General features: G+C 74.1%; 5 protein-coding genes. All 5 read right to left on the reverse strand.

The genetic code is table 11. From position 1 onward, the window contains the following. Window positions 1–48: 48 nt before the first annotated feature. The gene (locus ABT085_RS26240) at window positions 49–237 is read right to left on the reverse strand and encodes a hypothetical protein (protein WP_351612657.1); all 189 of its coding nucleotides are present in this window, start codon (window positions 235–237) and stop codon (window positions 49–51) included. A gap of 32 nt (window positions 238–269) precedes the next feature. Then, window positions 270–1007, reverse strand: coding sequence for an SRPBCC family protein (locus tag ABT085_RS26245; protein WP_351612660.1), 738 nt, complete (start codon window positions 1005–1007; stop codon window positions 270–272). Window positions 1008–1037: 30 nt separating this feature from the next. Next, window positions 1038–2285 carry a cytochrome P450 gene (locus ABT085_RS26250; protein ID WP_351612662.1) on the reverse strand — a complete coding sequence of 416 codons (1248 nt, stop codon included), beginning with the start codon at window positions 2283–2285 and terminating at the stop codon, window positions 1038–1040. 11 nt (window positions 2286–2296) lie between these two features. Then, entirely contained in the window at window positions 2297–2512 is a 216-nt protein-coding gene (locus ABT085_RS26255) for an MbtH family protein (protein ID WP_351612664.1), read from the reverse strand. 3 nt (window positions 2513–2515) lie between these two features. Beyond that, on the reverse strand, window positions 2516–20655 hold an 18140-nt coding region (locus ABT085_RS26260; RefSeq protein WP_502982808.1), incomplete at its 5' end, for a non-ribosomal peptide synthase/polyketide synthase.

Below are 20655 nucleotides of genomic sequence, written 5' to 3' on the forward strand. Positions count from 1 at the left end.
GGCGCGTCGGCCACCGGACGGCACCGGCCCCGTGAAGGCGGCCGCGGTCTACCGGCGACCGCGGGCCGGGGCCGGGCCGAGCTTGGAACTCAGCACCGACAGAAAGGTCGGGAGCTTGGCCACCGCGGATTCGGGAACCGGGGTGACCTGGACCGTGTCCCGCACCACGTCCTGCACCACGAGCTTGTAGGCGCCGTCCTCCCGGACGAGTTCGGCGGCGTAGAGCAGTGTTTCCACCAGAGGTCCTTCGGTTGTGTCGTACGACGGGGTCAGGCGCCGTTGAGCCAGGTGTTCCAGGCCTTGGTGGCCAGCTCCTCGTCCGTGTCCGCGGCGAACAGGTGGTGGCCCAGCCAGATCGGCCAGTTCCAGGAGCTGCCGTTGAAGAACCGGTACAGCGCGTCCGGGCCCCGCAGGCCGAGGAAGTCGCGGTCCAGCCAGTCCACGACCACCTCCGTCGAGCCGCCGTCCGTGCCCGGGAGGTCGAGCGAGAGCCGGTCGCCGACGGCCGTGCCGTCGGCGAGGCCGAGGCGGCGGCGCAGCGCGGCGTAGTCGGCGGGGTCGTCGGTGCGCTCGGCGCGGGCGGCCTTGACGTAGACGGCGGGGCGGCCGGCGAAGTGCCTCAGGTACTCGGGCAGGGAGTGCTGGTAGAAGTCGACGTGCTTCTCGGCCGCGTCCGCCTTGGTGTCCCAGTGCTCGTCGACGACTCCCGTGTGCACCCAGTGGATCCCCATCCGCAGATGGCTGGTCCCGTCGTCGAGCGGCTCGATCCGGTAGGTGAGCGTGTTGGAGAACCCGTCGTCCATGGTCACCCGCACGGCGAAGTGGCTCGGCGGCTCCCAGGCCACGACGGTGCCGCCGGCCCGGGTGACCTTTCCGCCGACGCGCGGCTCGACCTCCATCGGGTACAGCCAGCCGAGGTTGCCGGCGCCGGTGGCGACCGCGTCCCAGACCTGTTCGGGCGTGGCGGGCAGGTCCTGTTCCCGGCGGACCTCGAACTCTCGGGCCATGGTCAGTTCTCCTTCGTCGTCGTTCAGGTGTCAGTAGGTGAGCGGAAGCGCGGTGAGCCGCCGTTGCAGCGGGTTGGGCCGCCAGTCGAGGACCGCGCCGTCGGCGAGCCGCAGGTGCGGGAGCCGGCGGATCAGCGTGCCGACGGCCACCTCCGCCTGGAGCTTGGCCAGCGGGCCGCCGAGGCAGAAGTGCGGGCCGTTGCCGAAGCTGAGGTTCCGGTTGCCGGGGCGGGTCAGGTCGAGCCGGTCGGGTTCCTCGAAGCGCTCGGGATCCCGGTTGGTCGCGGCGAGGAACAGGTAGGCCAGCTCGCCCTCGCGCAGCGTCCGCCCGCCGATCGCGACGTCCTCGGCGGCGACCCGGACGATCGCCTGGGTCGGTGTGTCGTAGCGGGCGAGTTCGTCCACGGCGATGCGGACCAGCGCCGGATCCTCACGCAGCCGGGCCAGCTGGTCGGGGTGGCGCAGCAGGGCGAGCATGCCGTTGCCGACCAGGTGGGTGGTGGTCTCGTCGCCCGCGGTGATCAGGACGAAGCAGGTGGCCAGCAGTTCGGAGTCGGTGAGCCGGTCGTCCTGTGCCTGGGTGGCGACCAGGGCGCTGATGAGGTCGTCGCCGGGGTCGGCCCGGCGCTGCCGGACGAGCCGGGCGAGGTACTCCTCGTACTGCTCGATCGCCGTCTCGGACTTGTCGATGTCCTCGCTGAGCCGGCCGAAGCGGTGGAACCAGCTCTTGACCTGCGGGATGTCCTCGGCGGGGATGCCGAAGAGCTCGCAGACGACGGACATCGGCAGCGGGGAGGCGACCGTCTCGAGCAGGTCCATGGACGGCCCGGCCTGGACGGCCCGGTCGATCAGCTGGTCGACGATCCGCTGGATGCCGTCGCGCAGCGCCTCGACGCGCCGGGCGGTGAAGGCGCGGTTGGCGAGTCTGCGCAGCCGGCCGTGGTCCGGCGGGTCGGTGTTGCTCATCACCCGGCCGAGCCGGTCGGTGAGCCGGCTGAAGGCCTTGAGGTCGCCGCCGAGCGCACTGTAGGCGCGGGTCATCCGGTCCCGGTCGTTGGACAGCCGCAGGTCGCCCAGGGCGGCCTCGACGTCGGCGTACCGGGTGAGGTACCAGATGCCCTGGGCGCTGCGGTGGACCGGGTCCTCGCGGCGCATGCGGGCGTAGAACGGGTACGGGTCCCGGCGGGCCTCGGGCGTGAGCAGGGCCGCGGCGAGGTCGTCGGACCGGGCGAGGCCCGCGCTGTCGCGGGCCTCGTCGGTGGTGTCGGTCGGAGTCACTGCGAGCCGCGCTACCGCTGGGCGTTCATGGCGTCGGCGAGGCTCCTGGGCCGCATGTCGGTCCAGTTCCGCTCGACGTACTCCAGGCAGGCGGCGTGGGTGTCGGGTCCGTGGACGACGTTCCAGCCGTCGGGGACGTCCGCGAACTGCGGCCACAGCGAGTGCTGGTTCTCGTCGTTGACGAGCACGAGGAAGGTGCCGTCCTGGTCCTCGAACGGGTTGGTCATGGGTCAGTCCTCCTGGTGGGTAAGGGTGGTGTCACCGGTGGCCTCGGCGAGGCGGGCGGCCAGGATCGGTCCGATCTGGGCCAGCGAGCCGGCTTCGGTCATCCGGTTGTGCCGGGTGGTGATCTCGTGCGATTCGATCCGGCCCGCGATGTACGGGCGCCAGGTCTCGGGCCCGGCGTCGTCCCCGTCGCGGTCGATCGTCGAGTTGAACAGCAGCAGGTCGCCGTCGAACCCGCCGGGGACGAAGTCGACCGCCAGCTTCGCGTTGTTGATCATGATGTGGACGATGACCTCGATCTGCTGCTCCGTCAGGCCCTGGAGCGCGCTGCCCCGCCGGTTCAGGACCTCGGCGACCTCGGCGTAGGTCAGCTCCCGGTCGCCCAGTTCGTCCGGGTCGACGTCGAGCACGCCGACGAGCACGTCCCGCTCGGTGGGCACGGGCGTCTCCTCGAACTGCACGTCCTTCACCGGGTAGGCGTCGAGGATGGCGAGCAGCGCGGTCCGCTCGCCGCGTGCCTGCAGCTCGCAGGCGATCGCGTGGGCGATCAGCCCGCCGGCGGACCAGCCGAGCAGCAGGTACGGGCCCTCGGACTGGATCTTGCGGATCTGGTCGGCGTAGTCGGCCGCCATCTCCTCTACGGACGTCGGCAGGGGTTCGGGGCGGCCGAGGCCCCGCGCCTGGATCGCGTAGACCGGGTGATCCGGACCGATGTGGTTCAGCAGCCCGCTGTACGACCAGCTGATGCCGCCGCCGGGGTGGATGCAGAACAGCGGTGTGCCGGTCCCGGTCGAACGCAGCGGCAGCACCACGTCCAGCGCGTCGTCGGGGTTGTCCATGACCAGGCGCTCGGTGAGACCGGCCACGGTCGGTGCCTCGAACAGCATGCGCAGGCCGAGCTCCAGGCCGAGGGTCTCGCGGACGCGGGAGGTCAGGCGGGCGGCCAGCAGCGAGTGCCCGCCCAGATCGAAGAAGTTGTCGTCGATGCGCACCTGTTCCCGTCCGAGGACCTCGGCGAAGAGGTCGCACAGCAGCTGCTCCCGCGGCGTCCGGGGGCCGCGGCCGGTGCCCGGCGCCCCGTACTCGGGGGCGGGCAGGGCGGCCCGGTCCAGCTTGCCGTTGGCGGTCAGCGGCAGCGCGTCCAGGGCGACGAACGCCGACGGGACCATGTAGTCGGGCAGTTCCCGGCGCAGCCGCCCGGACAGCTCGCCCGTCTCGGGCACGCCCTCGGGGGCGGGCACCAGGTAGGCCACAAGGCGCTTGTCGCCGGGCCGGTCCTCGCGGGCGACGACGGCCGCCTGGGCGACGCCCGGGCAGCTCGCGAGGATCGCCTCGATCTCGCCGGGCTCGATCCGCAGGCCGCGGAGCTTGACCTGGTGGTCGGTCCGGCCGGCGAACTCCAGTGTCCCCTCGGCCGGCCACCACGCCAGGTCACCGGTGCGGTACATCCGGCTCCCGGGCGGCCCGTACGGGTCGGCGGTGAAGCGCTCCGCCGTCAGGCCGGGGCGGCCGAGGTAGCCGCGGGCCACGCCCGTCCCCGCGAGGTACAGCTCGCCGACCAGGCCGGTGGGCACCGGCCGCAGACGGTCGTCGAGCACATAGGCGCGCATGTTCGCCATCGGTCCGCCGATCGGCACGGTCGCGGCGTTCTCGGGGAGGCCGTCCACCGAGTGGCAGGTGGCCAGGGTCGTGGCCTCGGTGGGCCCGTAGCCGTTGACCACCTCGACGTCGGGGCAGGCCTCCAGGACCCGGGCGACGGCGGCCGGGGAGACCACGTCACCGCCGGTCCACACCTCGCGCACCCCCGCGAGCAGGCCCGGCCGCTCCTCGGCGACGAGGCGGAACAGGCCGGCCGTCAGCCACAGTCCGGTCACCCCGTGCGTGCTGATCGTGTGCTGCAGCAGGTCGAGGTCGAGCCGCTCGGGCGGGGCGACCACGATCCGGCCGCCGTTGAGCAGCGGCACCCACAGCTCGTAGGTCGAGAGGTCGAAGGCGGTCGGGGAGTGCATCAGCACCCGCTCGTGTCCGCCGCCGTGGTACTCGGGGGTGAGCGCGAGGCCCACCACGTCGCGGTGGGTGACGGCCACCCCCTTCGGCCGGCCGGTCGAGCCGGAGGTGTACATCACGTACGCCAACTGATCCGAGCTGCACGGCACTTCGAGGTCGGACGCGTCGGGCTCACCCTCGGTCAGCGCGGTCAGCACGTCCTCGGTGAGCACCAGCGCGGCCCCGGCCTCCTCCAGGATCAGGTCGATCCGGGACTGCGGGAAGCGCGAGTCGAGGGGCGCGTAGGCGCCGCCCGCCTTGATGATCGCCAGCAGCGCCACGACGAGGTCGGCCGAGCGGTCCAGCAGCACCGCGACCGGTGTCTCCGGCCGTACGCCCCGGCGCACCAGGGCCCGCGCGAGACGGTTGGACCGCCGGTCGAGCTCCCGGTAGGTCAGCTCGGTGGCGCCCGCAACGACGGCCACCGCGTCCGGGGTGGCGCGCACCTGGCGGGCGAACAGCTCCGGCAGCGCGGCCTCCGGCAGCGCGAACGCGGCGCCGGTGGAGTCGGACAGCAGCCGTCGGCGTTCCTGGCCGGACATGATGTCGATCCCGCTGATCGGCCGGCCCGGGTCGGCGGCCGCCGCGCGCAGCAACCGTGCCCAGCGCTCGAACAGCAGCTCCACGGTGGCCGGTTCGAACAGGTCGGTGGCGTACTCCACCGCGCCGACCAGACCGTCGGGGCCGCCGTCCGGGCGGAACTGCTCGGCCAGGCTGAACGTCAGGTCGACCCGCGAGGTCCCGGTCGACGCCTCCAGGTGGGCGGTCTCCAGACCCGGCAGCGCGAACTCGCCCACCGGCGCGTTCTGCAGGGCCAGCATGATCTGGAACAGCGGGTGGTGCGACAGCGACCGGGCCGGGTTCACCACCTCGACCAGGTACTCGAACGGCACGTCCTGGTGGTCATACGCGGCGAGCGCCTTCTGCCGCACCCGGCCGAGCAGTTCGGCGAAGCCGGGGTCGCCACTGGTGTCGGTGCGCAGCACCAGGGTGTTGACGAAGAAGCCGACGAGCTCGTCCAGCGCCTGGTCGGTACGGCCCGCGATCGGGCTGCCGATCGGGATGTCGGTTCCGGCGCCGAGCCGGGTGAGCAGCGCGGCGAGACCCGCCTGGAGCACCATGAACATGCTGGCGCCGCGCGCGGCGGCCAGGTCCCGCAGCGCCTGGTGCAGTTCGGGGTCCAGCCGGACCACGACCCGGCTGCCCCGCTGGGAGGCAACCGGCGGCCGGGGCCGGTCGGCGGGCAGCTGCACCTGCTGCGGAATGCCCGCCAACTCCTGCTTCCAATAGCCCAGTTGCCGGGCGAACAGGCTGTCCGGGTCGGTGGTGTCGCCGAGGAGTTCGCGCTGCCACAGCGTGTAGTCGGCGTACTGCACCGGCAGCGGGGACCACTGCGGCTCCTCGCCGCGGCAGCGCGCCGTGTAGGCGGCCGCGAGGTCGCCGGAGAGCGGACCCATCGACCAGCCGTCGGCGGCGATGTGGTGCACCACGACCAGCAGCACGTGCCGGTCGGGCGCGAGCGCGTACAGCTCCGCCCGGACGGGCGGCTCGGCCGCCAGGTCGAAGCCACGCCGAGCCGTCTGCGCCAGCCGCTCGGCCAGCCGGCTCTCGTCGAGCTCGGTCACCGGCAGCTCCGGGCGCGCCTGCTCGGCGCTCAGCACCACCTGGTACGGCACGCCGTCCGTCTCGCGGAAGACGGTCCGCAGGCTCTCGTGCCGGGCGATCACGTCCGCCAGGGCCGCGTGCAGGGCCGGGCGGTCGAGCACGCCGGTCAGGCTCAGCGCGAGCGGCATGTTGTAGGTGGCGCTCGGCCCGTCCATCCGGTGCAGGAACCACAGGCGGCGCTGGGCGAAGGACAGCTCCACGCTCCCCCGACCGTCACGGCCGGGAGGTGCCCCGACGGTGTGCGGCCGGGCGGTCAGCGCGGGCCGCGCCGTGCCGGAACCGTCGAGGCGGGCCGCGAGTCCGGCCACGGTCGGCGTCTCGAACAGCGTCCGGACCTCGAGCTCCGCGCCGAGGGTCGCCCGGACGCGGGAGGCCAGGCGGGTCGCCAGCAGCGAGTGTCCGCCCAGGTCGAAGAAGCTGTCCTCGACGCCGACCTGGGCCAGGCCCAGCACCTCGGCGAACAGCCCGGCGAGGAGCTGTTCCTGCGGGGTGCGCGGGGCCCGCCCGGCTCCGGCCGGGCCGAGGTCGGGCGCGGGCAGCGCGCGGCGGTCGAGCTTGCCGCTGGCCGTCAGCGGCAGGGTCTCCAGCGCCACGAACGCCGACGGGATCAGGTAGTCGGGCAGCCGCCCGCGCAGCCAGGCGCGGAGTTCGCCGATGAGGGCACCGGTGCCCCGGCTGCCGGTCGGGCGGTTGGTCAGCGACGACAGCGGCCGGTCGGCGGTCCGGGCCGGCCGGTACGGCTCGACCGGGCGGCCGTGCTGCGCCCGCGGGTCGGCGAGGACGACGTCCACGGCGTCGGCCGCGCCGGCCGACCAGGTGACGCCCACCCAGCGGTCGAACTCCCGCCCGAGGGCCCAGAAGTCCTCCGGGTCGGGAAGGTCGCTCTCGTCCGGGCCGTGCAGCCGCTCCAGCAGCTCGGCGAGCGAGCCGTCGCCGTCGTGCACCGCGCGGGAGAGGGCGGCCTCGCGCAGCACCCGGCGGTTCGGCACCCCGCTGATCCGCAGCACGTCGGCGTGCGGCCGGGCGAGGAGTTCGCGCAGCTCGGCCAGTGAGGCGACCTGCCGCCCCCACTCCAGGTCGGCCGTCCGGTCCGGGTCCGCCGGGGCGGCCGGGGCCTTGTGCAGCGTCACGTCGTAGCGGTAGCGGGTCAGTTCGTTGTGGTGGTGGCCGCGCTTGACCTCCACGGCCACCGCGCCGATGTCCGTGCCGCGCTCCCGCAGGGCGGTGAAGAAGTCCGGGTCGACCAGGAGTTCCTTCTCCACCCGGACGGCCTGCTCCACCGCGCGGCGCACGGCCGCGAGGTCGCCGTCCGCAGCGGCCCGGTGCAGCTGGACCGCGGTGGCCAGCGGACGCAGCAGCCGCAGGTTGCGGACGTCGCCGACGAAGAGCGTGCCGCCGGGGGCGAGCAGCCGCATCAGCTTCCCGATCACGTCCGCGAGGTAGTCGGCGGACGGGAAGTACTGCACCACCGAGTTGATCACGATGGTGTCGAACCGCCCGGCGGGCAGGCCGTCGGTGTCGTGCGCCGGGCGGGTCTGCAGCACGACGCGCTCGGCCAGACCGTCCTGCCGGGCGACCTGCGCGCTCAGCGCGTCGACCGCGGTGGCGGAGAAGTCCGTCGCCCAGTAGGACTCGCAGTGCGGTGCGATCTGCGAGAGCAGCAGTCCGGTGCCGACACCGACCTCCAGCACCCGGCGGGGGCGCAGGGCCAGGATGCGGGCCACGGTGGCGTCCCGCCACTGGCGCATCTGCTCGACCGGGATGGGGCTGGCGTCGTAACTGCTGTTCCAGCCGACGAAGTTCTGGCCGAACCCGGCCTCCTCGGGGGTGATGGGCAGGGCGTCGTAGATGTCCTGCCACTCGCCCACGTGGTCCGCTTCCAGGTCGCTGTCGCGGGCGTCGTCCTGCTGCGGTACGACGTAGCCGACGAGCCGGTCGTCCTGGGCGAGGACGGCGGCCCGGGCGACGGCAGGGTGCTCGGCCAGGGCCGCCTCGACCTCGCCGGGCTCGATGCGGAAGCCGCGCACCTTCACCTGGTCGTCGGCACGGCCGACGTACTCCAGCTCGCCGTCACCCAGCCAGCGCACCAGGTCTCCGGTGCGGTACATGCGCTCACCGGTCCCGAACGGGCAGGCGACGAACCGTCCGGCGGTCAGACCCGTCCGGTTCAGGTAGCCGCGCGCCAGTCCCGCGCCCGCGACGTACAGCTCGCCCGCCACACCCGCGGGCACCGGCCGCAGCCGCTCGTCCAGCACATACACCCGGGTGTTGGCGATCGGACGGCCGATCGGCGGCACGCCCGTCCCCGGGGACAGCGGGGCGCTCATGGTCGCGCACACCGTCGTCTCGGTCGGGCCGTACGCGTTGATCAACCGGCGTCCGGGTGCCCAGCGGTCCACCAGTTCCGGCGGGCACGCCTCACCAGCCACCACCAGCGTCGACACCTGCACCGAGCCCTCCGGCACGGCGGCGAGGACGGACGGGGGCACGGTCACGTGGGTGACCGCGAGGTCCCGGTCGGCCAGCGCGGCCACCGGGTCCGCCGTCGGGGGCAGCACCAGGGCCGCGCCGCGCAGCAGGGCGGTGTAGATCTCCGACACCGAGGCGTCGAAGCTGGGCGAGGCGAACTGGAGCACCCGGCTGCCGGGTTCGATCGCGAAGCGCTCGATCTGCGCGGCGACCAGGCTCGCGACGCCGCCGTGGGCGACCACGACGCCCTTGGGGCGTCCGGTGGAGCCCGAGGTGTAGATCACGTAGGCCGGGTGCCGGACGTCGAGCGCGACCGCGGGATCGGTGTCCGGCCAGTCTCCCTCGCTCACCGTCGCCGGGTCGTCGACCACCACCATGGGCCGCGCGTCGTCCAGCATGAACGCGATCCGCGCCTGCGGATACGCCGGATCCACCGGCAGATACGCGGCCCCGGCCTTCAGCACACCCAGCACCGCCACCACGGACTCCACCGAACGCGGCAAAGCCACCGCCACGGTCCCCTCAGGACCGACCCCCCGCGCGATCAGCGCATGCGCGAACCGGTTCGCCCGCACATTGAGTTGACGGTACGTCAACTCGACCTCTCCGCTGACGAGCGCGACCGCGTCCGGGGTCGCCACCACCTGCGCCGCGAACGCCTGCGGCACCGGGACGGCCGCCACCTCGCGGGCGGTCGCGTTGCCCTGCTCCAGCAGACGGTGCCGCTCGTCGGCGTCGAGGAGCTCGATCCGGCCGATCGGCCGGTCCGGGTCGGCGGTGACCGTCTCCAGCAGGCGCGTCCAGCGCGCCGTGAGCGCCTCGACCGTCGGGCGGTCGAACAGGTCGGTGGCGTACTCCACCGCGCCGGCGATGCCCGCCGGGCTGCCGTCCGGGGCGAACTGTTCGACGAGGCTCACGCCGAGGTCGAACTTGGCGGTCCCGGTGGCCACCGCGTAGGTGCTGACGTCCAGGCCGGGCAGCGAGAACCGGCCCATCGGAGCGTTCTGCACGGCCAGGATGGTCTGGAACAGCGGGTGGTGGGACAGCGAGCGGGACGGGTTGAGCACCTCCACCAGGTGCTCGAACGGCACGTCCTGGTGCGCGTACGCCGACAGCGCCGTCTCCCGCACCCGCCCCAGCAGCTCGGCGAAGCTCGGGTCGCCGCTGGTGTCGGTGCGCAGCACCAGCGTGTTGATGAAGAACCCGACCAGATCGTCCAGCGCCTCGTCGGTACGCCCCGCGATCGGAGAGCCGATCGGGATGTCGGTACCCGCACCCAGCCGCGTGTACAGCGCCGCCAGCGCCGCCTGGAGCACCATGAACAGGCTCGCGCCCGACTTCCGGGCCAACTCCACCAGGGCGGTGTGCAGTTCGGGGCTCAGCTCCAGGCCGACGTGGTCCCCGCGCCAGCCGGCGACGGCCGGCCTCGGACGGTCGGCGGGCAGCTGGAGCAGCTCCGGCAGGCCTGACAACTGACGCTTCCAGTAGGCGAGTTGTTCCGCGAACCGGCTCTGCGGGTCGGTGGCGTCGCCGAGCAGTTCGCGCTGCCACAGCGTGTAGTCCGCGTACTGCACCGGCAGGGCCGGCCGGTGCGGCGCACGGCCCTCGCACCGGGCGGCGTACGCCTCGGCCAGGTCGCGGGCCAGCGGGCCGGTGGACCAGCCGTCACCGGCGATGTGGTGCATCACCAGCAGCAGCACGTGCTCGTCCGGCGCGAGTGCGAACAGCTCCGCCCGCAGGGGCGCTTCGGCCTCCAGATCGAAGGGACGTCGGGCGAACTCGGCGAGCCGCTCGAAGAGTTCGTTCTCCGACACCTCGGTCAGCCCCGCCCGGGGCCGGGCCTCGGCCGGGTCCAGGACGCGCTGGCACGGTACGCCGTCGGCCTCCGGGAAGACCGTCCGCAGACTCTCGTGCCGGGCCACCACGTCGGCCAGCGCCTCGTCCAGCGCCGCCCGGTCGAGCGTTCCGGTCAGCTGGAGCGCCAGCGGGATGTGGTAGGTCGCGGCGGCGGCGTCCATGCGGTGCAGGAACCAGAGCCGGCGCTGGGCGAAGGACAGCGGCACCGCTTCCGGCCGCTCGTGCGCGGTCAGCGCCGGGCGGGCGTGACCTGCCCCGGCCAGCGCCTCGGCCAGGCCCTCCACCGTGGGCGCCAGGAACAGCGCACGCAGCCCCAGCTCCACCCCGAGCACCGAACGCACCCGCGCGGTCAGCCGGGTGGCGAGCAGCGAGTGCCCGCCCAGGTCGAAGAAGTCGTCGTCGACCCCGACCCGTGGCACGCCCAGCACCTCGGCGAACAGCTCGCACAGGATCTGCTCCTGCGGGGTGCGCGGCGCCCGGCCTGCCTCGGCCGCGCCGGGGTCGGGGGCGGGCAGCGCCGCCCGGTCCAGCTTCCCGTTCGGCGTCAGCGGCAGCACGTCCAGCACCAGGAAGACGGCCGGCACCAGGTAGTCGGGCAGCCGGTCGCGCAGGTACGCCGTCAGCTCCGCCGGGCGCACCACCGTGCCGGGGCGCGCCGCGGCGTAGCCGACGAGCCGGTCGTCCCGGGCGAGGACGGCGGCCTGGGCGACGGCGGGGTGCTCGGCCAGGGCGGCCTCGACCTCACCGAGTTCGATGCGGAAGCCGCGCACCTTCACCTGGTCGTCGGCACGGCCGACGTACTCCAGGTCGCCGTCACCGCGCCTGCGTACCAGGTCACCCGTGCGGTACATGCGCGCACCCGCCGGGCCGAACGGGCAGGCCACGAACCGACCGGCGGTCAGGCCGGGCCGGTTCAGGTACCCGCGCGCCAGGCCGGGTCCCGCGACGTACAGCTCTCCCGTCACCCCGGGCGGCACGATCCGCAGCCGCTCGTCGAGGACGTACACCCCGAAGCCCGCGACCGACCGGCCGATCGGCGGCACGCCGGTCCCCGGGGACAGCGGGGCGCTCATGGTCGCGCACACCGTCGTCTCGGTCGGGCCGTACGCGTTGATCATCCGCCGGCCGGGCGCCCACCGGGCCACCAGCTCGGGCGCACAGGCCTCGCCCGCCACCACCAGCGTGGTGGCGGTGAGGTCGGCGCTCTCCACCGCGGTCAGGGCCGAGGGGGGAAGCGTCACATGGGTGATGCCGAGCCCGCGGTCGGTCAGGGCGTCCAGCGGGGCCTCGGCCGGGGCCAGCACGAGCGCGGCGCCGGTGAGCACCGCACTGCACAGGTCCCAGAAGGCCGCGTCGAAGCTGGGCGAGGCGAACTGCAGCACCCGGCTGCCGGGCGCCACGCCGAGCCGCTCGACCTGCGCCGCCACCAGACCCGACACACCGGCATGACTCACCACGACACCCTTGGGACGGCCGGTCGAGCCCGAGGTGTAGATCACGTAGGCCGGATGCCGGACGTCGAGCGCGACCGCGGGATCGGTGTCCGGCCAGTCTCCCTCGCTCACCGTCGCCGGGTCGTCGATCACCACCGTGGGCCGCGCGTCGTCCAGCATGAACGCGATCCGCGCCTGCGGATACGCCGGATCCACCGGCAGATACGCGGCCCCGGCCTTCAGCACGCCCAGCACCGCCACCACGGACTCCACCGAACGTGGCAAAGCCACCGCCACGGTCCCCTCAGGACCGACCCCCCGCGCGATCAGCGCATGCGCGAACCGGTTCGCCCGCACATCGAGTTGACGGTACGTCAACTCGACCTCTCCGCAGACGAGCGCGACCGCGTCCGGGGTCGCCACCACCTGCGCCGCGAACATCTCCGGCAGGCTCACCCCGGCCGCCCCGCCCTCGACGGCGGGCAGCAACTCGCGACGCTCCCCGTCGGACAGCAGGTCGATCCCGCCGATCGGCCGGTCGGGTTCGGCGGCGACCGCGGCCAGCAGCCTCGTCCACCGGGCGACCAGTGCCTCCACCGTCGGGCGGTCGAACAGGTCGGTGCTGTACTCGACGGCACCGCCGATCCCGGCCGGCGATCCGTCGGGCCCGTACTCCTCCGCGAATCCGAAGGTCAGGTCGAGCCGCGCGGTCCCGGTGCGCACGCTCACCCCGGAGACCCGCAGACCCGGCAGCTCGAAGTCGCCGCCCGGCGCGTTCTGCACGACCAGCCCGGTCTGGAACAGCGGGTGGTGGGACAGCGAGCGGGACGGATTGAGCACCTCCACCAGGTGCTCGAACGGCACGTCCTGGTGCGCGTACGCCGACAGCGCCGTCTCCCGCACCCGCCCCAGCAGCTCGGCGAACGTCGGATCACCACTCGTGTCGGTGCGCAGCACCAGCGTGTTGATGAAGAACCCGACCAGATCGTCCAGCGCCTCGTCGGTACGCCCCGCGACCGGGGAGCCGATCGGGATGTCGGTGCCCGCACCCAGCCGCGTGTACAGCGCCGCCAGCGCCGCCTGGAGCACCATGAACAGGGTCGCTCCCGAGCGGCGCGCCAACTCCACCAGCGTCGCGTGGAGTTCGCCGTCGATCCGGAGTTCCAGCAGGTCGCCGCCGTAGGACATGGCGGCCGGGCGCGGCCGGTCGGCGGGCAGCTGCAACTGCTCGGGCAGCCCGCCCAGCGCCTCGGTCCAGTGGGCGACCTGGCGGGCGAACACGCTCTCCGTGTCGTGCTCGTCGCCGAGGATCTCGTGCTGCCACAGGGTGTAGTCGCCGTATGTCACCGGCAGCGGCGGCCAGGCCGGCGCCCCGCCGCCCTGCCGGGTGGTGTAGGCGGTGGCCAGGTCACGGGCCAGCGGGCCCATGGACCAGCCGTCCCCGACGATGTGGTGCATGACCAGCAGCAGCACGTGCTCGTCCGGCGCGAGTGCGAACAGCTCCGCCCGCAGCGGTACTTCGCGGGTCAGGTCGAAGGCCCGGACCGCCGCCTCGCGCAGCAGCGCGGGGATCTCCGCCTCGTCGGCCGCGCGTACGGTCAACGGCACGGCGGCCTCGGTGGTGTCGAGCACCCGCTGGTACGGGACTCCGGCGGTGTGCGGGAAGACCGTGCGCAGGGTCTCGTGCCGGGCCACGACGTCCGCGAGCGCGGTGCTCAGCGCGGCCCGGTCGAGGTCGCCGGTCAGCCGCAGGGCGAGCGGCATGTGGTATGTGGCGCCGGGCGCCCCGAACTGCTGGAGGAACCAGAGCCTGCGCTGGGCGAACGACAGCGGCATCGGCTCGGGGCGGGGCCGGGGCACCAGGGCCTGCCGCGCGGTACCGGCGGCGTGCAGCCCGGCCGCGATCCCGGCGGGCGTCGGCGCCCGGAACAGGTTGCGCAGCTCCAGCTCGACCCCGAGGGTCGCCCGGACGCGCGAGACCAGGCGGGTGGCGAGCAGGGAGTGCCCGCCCAGGTCGAAGAAGTCGTCGTCGACCCCGACCCGTGGCACGCCGAGGACCTCGGCGAACAGCTCGCACAGGATCTGCTCCTGCGGCGTGCGCGGCGCCCGGCCTGCCGCCGTGGTCACCTGCTCGGGCGCGGGCAGCGCGGCCCGGTCCAGCTTCCCGTTCGGTGTCAGCGGCAGCGCGTCGAGCAGCACGAACGCGGACGGCACCAGATGGTCCGGCACCCGGTCGCGCAGGTACGCCGCCAGCGCCGCCGCGGTCGTCCCGGCCTGGGCCGGGGGGACGACGTACGCGACGAGCCGCTCCTGCCGGGCGAGCACCGCGACCTGGGCGACGCCCGGGTGCGCGGCCAGCTCGGCCTCGATCTCGCCCGGCTCGACCCGGAACCCGCGGATCTTCACCTGGTGGTCCACCCGGCCCGCGAACTCCAGCTCGCCGTCGGCGCGCCAGCGCACCAGGTCACCGGTGCGGTACATCGGCGCGCCGGCCGGACCGTAGGGGCTGGCGACGAACCGGGTGGCGGTGAGTCCGGGCCGGTTCAGGTAACCGCGGGCGAGTCCCGTCCCGGCGAGGTACAGCTCGCCCAGCACGCCGGGGGCGACCGGTCGCAGGGCCTTGTCCAGCACGTACGCCCGGCAGTTGGTGATCGGCACGCCGATCGGCACGGGCAGCGGGCAGTCGGCGGGGTCGGCCGGCAGCGGGTAGGCGGTGATCACATGGGTCTCGGCGGGGCCGTAGTGGTTGTGCAGCTCCCGGTCCGGTCGACGGGCCTGGAGGCGGCGTACGGCGGCGCCGAGGCGCATCGCCTCGCCGGCCTGCGCGACCATCCGCAGCCTCGGCAGTTCGAGACCGGCCTCCTCGGCGGCCTCGGCCAGCGCCTCGATCACCAGGTTGGGCGCGAACAGCTCCTCGACGCCGTGCCGGTCCAGCCAGCGGGCGAACAGCTCGGCGCTGCGGCGCTGTTCCTCGGTGGGCACCACGAGGGTCTTGCCGTACAGCAGCGCGGAGAGCGTCTCCTGCACCGAGACGTCGAAGCTGATCGCGGTGAACTGCGCGGTACGGGTGCCGGGTTCGCCGCCGACGGACCGGTGGTGCCAGGCCAGCAGGTTCAGCAGCCCGGCGGCGGGCATCACCACGGCCTTGGGGCGGCCGGTGGAACCCGAGGTGTAGATGACGTAGGCCGGGTGCCGCGGGTCCACGGGGACGGCCGGATCGTGCTCCGGCAGCTGCCCCTGCGGTGTGACGGCCGCGAGGTCGTCGAGCACCACGGCCGGCCGGGCGTCGTCCAGCATGTACGCGATACGGGCGGCCGGGTAGTCCGGGTCGACCGGCAGGTAGGCCGCGCCCGTCTTGAGCACCGCGAGGACGGCGACCACCAGCTCGGCGGAGCGCGGCAGCCGCAGGGCGACGACCCGCTCCGGCCCCACCCCGCGGGCGATCAGCGCGTGCGCCAGCCGGTTGGCCCTGCGGTTCAGCTCCCGGTAGGTCAGCACGGTGTCCTCGAACACCACCGCCGGGGCGTCCGGGGTCGCCCGGACCTGCGCCTCGAAGAGGGCGGGCAGGGTGGTGTCGGACACCTGGCGCGCGGTGTCGTTGCGTACGACCAGCAGCTCGTGCCGCTCCTCGGCGGTCAGGACGTCGATCCGGCTCAGCGGCCGGTCCGGCTCCGCGACCACCGACGCCAGCAGCCGCAGCCACCGGTCGGTCAGTGCCTCCACCGTGGCGGGGTCGAAGAGGTCGGTGCTGTACTCGACCCGCCCGACGATGCCCTCGGCCGGCCCGCCGGTGCCGCCGCGCTCCAGCAGGTGGAAGCCGAGGTCGAACATCGCCGTCGGTGTCCGCACCAGGACGATCTCGGTGCTCAGACCGCTCAGCGCGAACTCGGTGCGGGGCACGTTCTGGAGCGCGAGCAGCACCTGGAACAGCGGCTGACGGGCGAGCGACCGGGACGGGTTGAGGGCCTCCACGACGTGCTCGAACGGCAGGTCCTGGTGCGCGTACGCGGCCAGCGCGCGCTCGCGGACCCGGCCGAGCAGCTCGGCGAAGGTCGGGTCGCCCGAGGTGTCGGTGCGCAGCACCAGGGTGTTGACGAAGAAGCCGACGAGGTCGTCCAGGGCCTGGTCGGTGCGGCCGGCGATCAGGCTGCCGACCGGGATGTCCTCTCCTGCGCCGTGCTTGTCCAGCAGCGCCGCCAGGGCGGCCTGCAGCACCATGTAGACGCTGGCGCCGTGCTCCCGGCCCAACCGGACCAGACCGGCGTGCAGTTCGGCGTCCAGCTCGATCGCGAGGTGGCCGCCGGAGTAGGAGGGGGTCGCGGGGCGGGGGCGGTCGGCGGGGAGCCGGATCTGCTCCGGCAGGTCCGCCAACTGCTCGCACCAGTAGGCCTGCTGGCGGGCGAACAGGCTGTCCTGCCCGGCCGGATCGCCGAGCAGCTCGCGCTGCCACAGGGTGTAGTCGGCGTACTGCACGGGCAGCGGCGCCCACTGCGGTTCCTCGCCCCGGCGACGTGCCGCGTAGGCGGTGGCCAGGTCGGCGGCCAGCGGGCCCAGCGACCAGCCGTCACCGGCGATGTGGTGGATCACCAGGAGCAGCACGTGCTCGTCCGGTGCCGTCGCGAACAGCTCGGCGCGCAGCGGTGGTTCGGCGGCGAGGTCGAATCCACGGGCCGCGGCTCCCGTCAGCAGGTGCGGCAGGTCCGGCTCGTCGGCCGGGGCGACCGACAGCCTCGGGCGCGCTTCTTCGGTGGCCAGCACCCGCTGGTGGGGCACGCCGTCCGCGGCCGGGAAGACCGTGCGCAGGGTTTCGTGCCGGTCGACGACGTCGCCCAGCGCCGCTTCCAGCGCCGCCAGGTCCAGTGGTCCCGAGAGCCGCCACGCGAGCGGCATGTTGTAGACCGAGGCGGCGTCCTCCAGCTGGCGCAGGAACCACAGCCTCCGCTGGGCGGACGACAGCGGCACCCTCTCCCGGCCCTCGGCCGGGGGCGTCCCCACGGGCCGCTCCGCCCGCACCAGGGCGAGCCGTGCCCGGTCAGCGCCGCCCAGCCCGGCGGCCAGCGCGGCCACCGTCGGGGTGCGGAACAGGGTGTGCAGCGCCAGTTCGACGCCCAGGGTCGCTCGGACCCGGGCCACCAGCCGGGTGGCGAGCAGGGAGTGCCCGCCCAGGTCGAAGAAGCTGTCGTCGACGCCGACCTGCGACACGCCCAGCACCTCGGCGAACAGGCCGGCCAGCACCTGCTCCTGCGGGGTGTGCGGTGCCCGGCCGGCCTGTGTCCCGCCGGCCTCGGGCTCGGGCAGGGCGCGCCGGTCCAGCTTGCCGTTGGCGTTCAGCGGCAGGACGTCGAGGGGGACGAACGCGGCGGGCACCATGTAGTCGGGCAGCCGCTCGCGCAGGCGCGCCCGCAGGTCCTCCGGCCGGAGTTCCGCTCCGGTGGCGGGCACCACGTAGCCGACCAGGCGGGTGTCCCCGGTCCGGTCCTGGCGGACCGTCACGGCGGCCTGCGCGACCTGCGGGTGTTCCGCCAGTGCCGCCTCGATCTCGCCGAGCTCGATCCGGAAGCCGCGCACCTTGACCTGGTCGTCGGTACGGCCGAGGAACTCCAGGTTCCCGGCCGCGTCCCACCGCACCAGGTCACCGGTGCGGTACATCCTCGTGCCGGCCGGTCCGAACGGGTCCGCCACGAACCGTCCCGCGGTCAGCCCCGGCCGGTTCAGATAGCCGCGCGCCAGCCCGGCACCGGCGATGTACAGCTCACCCGGCACACCCGCGGGCACCGGTTGCAGCGCGGTGTCGAGCACGTGCAGCCGGGTGCCGCCGAGCGGCCGGCCGATCACCGGGCGCGGGCTCGACTCCAGCGACGCGGCGACCGAGTCCACCGTGCACTCGGACGGCCCGTAGTAATTCAGGCAGGTCACTCCGTCGGCCGCCCGCAACCGCTCCCACAGCTGCTCCGGAACGGCCTCCCCGCCCAGCCCGACCAGCGACGGACGCCATCGCGGGTCGTCCAACAGGCCGTTCGCGACGAGGACTTGCAGATAGGAGGGGGTGCCGCCGACCGTGTCCAGCCCGGCCCGCGCGGCGTAGTCGAGGTAGGCCTCCGGGTCGGACCAGGTCGCCTGGTCCAGGACGTGCAGCTCGTGGCCGGCGTACAGGGCGCACATCTGGTCGCAGGAGGCGTCGAACGACACGGACGTGGTCAGTCCCACGCGCAGCCGCTCCCCCGTCCGGAACATCAGCGGACCCTGGCTCGCGAACAGGTTGCGCAGGCCGCCGTGCGTCACCACCACGGCCTTGGGCCTGCCGGTGGAACCGGAGGTGTAGATGACGTAGACGGGGTGGTCCTGATCGACGGCCACCGCGGGGTCCGTCGCCGGGTACGCCGCCAGCAGGGCGGCCGTCGCCGGGTCGTCGGCCACCAGCCATCCGGCGGGACCCGCCTCCGGCAGCCTGCTGCGGGTGCGGGCGTCGGTCACCGTCAGGACCGGCCGGGCGTCGTCGAGCATGTACGCGATCCGGGCGGCCGGGTACTCCGGATCGACCGGGACGTACGCGGCGCCGCTCTTCAGCACCGCGAGGATCGTCACCACCAGCTCGGCCGACCTCGGCAGGGCCACCGCCACCAGCCGCTCCGGGCCCGCGCCCCGCGCGATCAGCGCGTGCGCCAGCCGGTTCGCCCGCGCGTCCAGCTCCGCGTACGTCAGCCGCGCCTCCGGCCCCACCAGTGCGAGGGCGTCCGGAGTCGCCCGCGCCTGGGCCCGGAACAGCTCCGGCAGACTCTCGGTGAAGGCCTGGGCCGCCGGGCCGGTACCGAGCGCCGTCAGCTCGTCGCGCTCCTCGGCGGTGAGCAGGCCGAACCGGCTGAGCCTGCGCTGCGGGTCGGCGACCACGGCGCGCAGCAGCCGCTCCCAGCGCTCCGTCATCGTCTCGACGGTGGCCGGGTCGTACAGGTCGCGGGTGTACTCGACGGACCCGTCGATCCCCGCCGGGGAGCCGTCCTGCGCGTGCCGCTCGGACATGGTGAAGATCAGGTCGAGCTTGGCGGTGGTCGACGCCGTCGGCACGTCGTCGACGCGCAGCCCGGGCGGCGCGAAGTCGGCCCGGGGGGCGTTCTGCAGCACCAGCATGACCTGGAACAGCGGATGGTGCGCCAGCGACCGGACCGGGTTGAGGGCCTCGACCAGGTACTCGAAGGGCAGGTCCTGGTGCGCGTACCCGGCCAGCGCGGTGTCCCGGACCCGGCCCAGCAGTTCGGCGAAGGTCGGGTCGCCCGAGGTGTCGGTACGGAAGACCAGGGTGTTGACGAAGTAGCCGACCAGCTCGTCCTGCGCCTGGTCGGTCCGGCCCGCGACCGGGCTGCCGACCGGGATGTCGTCGCCCGCGCCGAGCTTGCTCAGCAGCGCCGCGAGCCCTGCCTGGAGCACCATGAACAGACTGGTGCCGTGGGCGCGGGCGAGCTCGCGCAGCCCGCGGTGCAGTTCGGCGTCCAGCCCGGCGCGCACGGAGCCGCCCCGGTGCGAGGCGACCGCCGGGCGGGGCCGGTCACCGGGCAGCCGGAGCTGCTCGGGCAGTCCGGCCAGCGCCTTCGTCCAGTAGGCCGTCTGGCGGGCGAACAGGCTGTCCTCGTCGGCCCCGTCGCCGAGCAGCTCGTGCTGCCACAGGGTGTGGTCGGCGTACTGGACCGGCAGCGGAGCCCACTGCGGCTCCTCGCCGCGGCGGCGCGCCGTGTAGGCGGCGGTCAGATCCCGGGCGAGCGGGCCCAGCGACCAGCCGTCGCCGGCGATGTGGTGGAGCACCACCTGGAACACGTGCTCGTCCGCCGCCAGCTCGAACAGCTCGACACGCAGGGGCACATCGACCGCCAGGTCGAACCGGCGGGCCTTCGCCTCCGCCATCGCGGCCTGCAGCCCGGCCTCGGTGGCCCGGCTCACGAGCAGCCGCGGCCGGGCCGCCACGGCGTCCAGCACCCGCTGGTACGGCACGCCGTCCACCGCCGGGAAGACGGTGCGCAGGCTCTCGTGCCGGGCCACCACGTCCGCCACGGCGGCCTCCAGGGCCCGCCGGTCCAGTTCCCCGGACAGTCGCCAGGCCAGGGAGATGTGGTAGTTCGCGCTCGCGCCCTCCAGCTGGTGCAGGAACCACAGCCGCCGCTGCGCGAACGACAGCGGGATCGTCCCGGGACGCTCGCGCCGTGCCAGGGCGGTCTGCGCCGGTCCGGCCGCGGCCAGGGCGGCGGCCAGACCGGCCGGGGTCGGCGCCTCGAACAGGGTGCGCAGCGGCATCTCCACGCCGAGCGTCGCGCGGATCCGGGCGGCCAGGCGGGTGGCCAGCAGCGAGTGCCCGCCCAGGTCGAAGAAGCCGTCCTCGACGCCGGCCGACGCCACGCCCAGGACCTCGGCGAACAGCTCGCACAGGATCTGTTCCCGCGGGGTGCGCGGCGCGCGGGCGGTGGCCGCCGGGGAGAGGTCGGGGGCGGGCAGGGCCCGGTGGTCCAGTTTGCCGTTGGCGGTCAGCGGCAGCGCGTCCAGCACGACGAACGCCGAGGGCACCATGTACTCCGGCAGCCGCTCGCGCAGGTGCGCACGCAGTTCGGCCGGGCTCGGCGCGGTACCCGCGGCCGGCACCGGGTAGGCCAGTTCGTGGACGGCGGCCCGGGTCTGTTCCAGGGCGTCGAAGT

Source organism: Streptomyces sp. NPDC002265, from assembly GCF_040296125.1.
Taxonomy (GTDB): Bacteria; Actinomycetota; Actinomycetes; order Streptomycetales; family Streptomycetaceae; genus Streptomyces.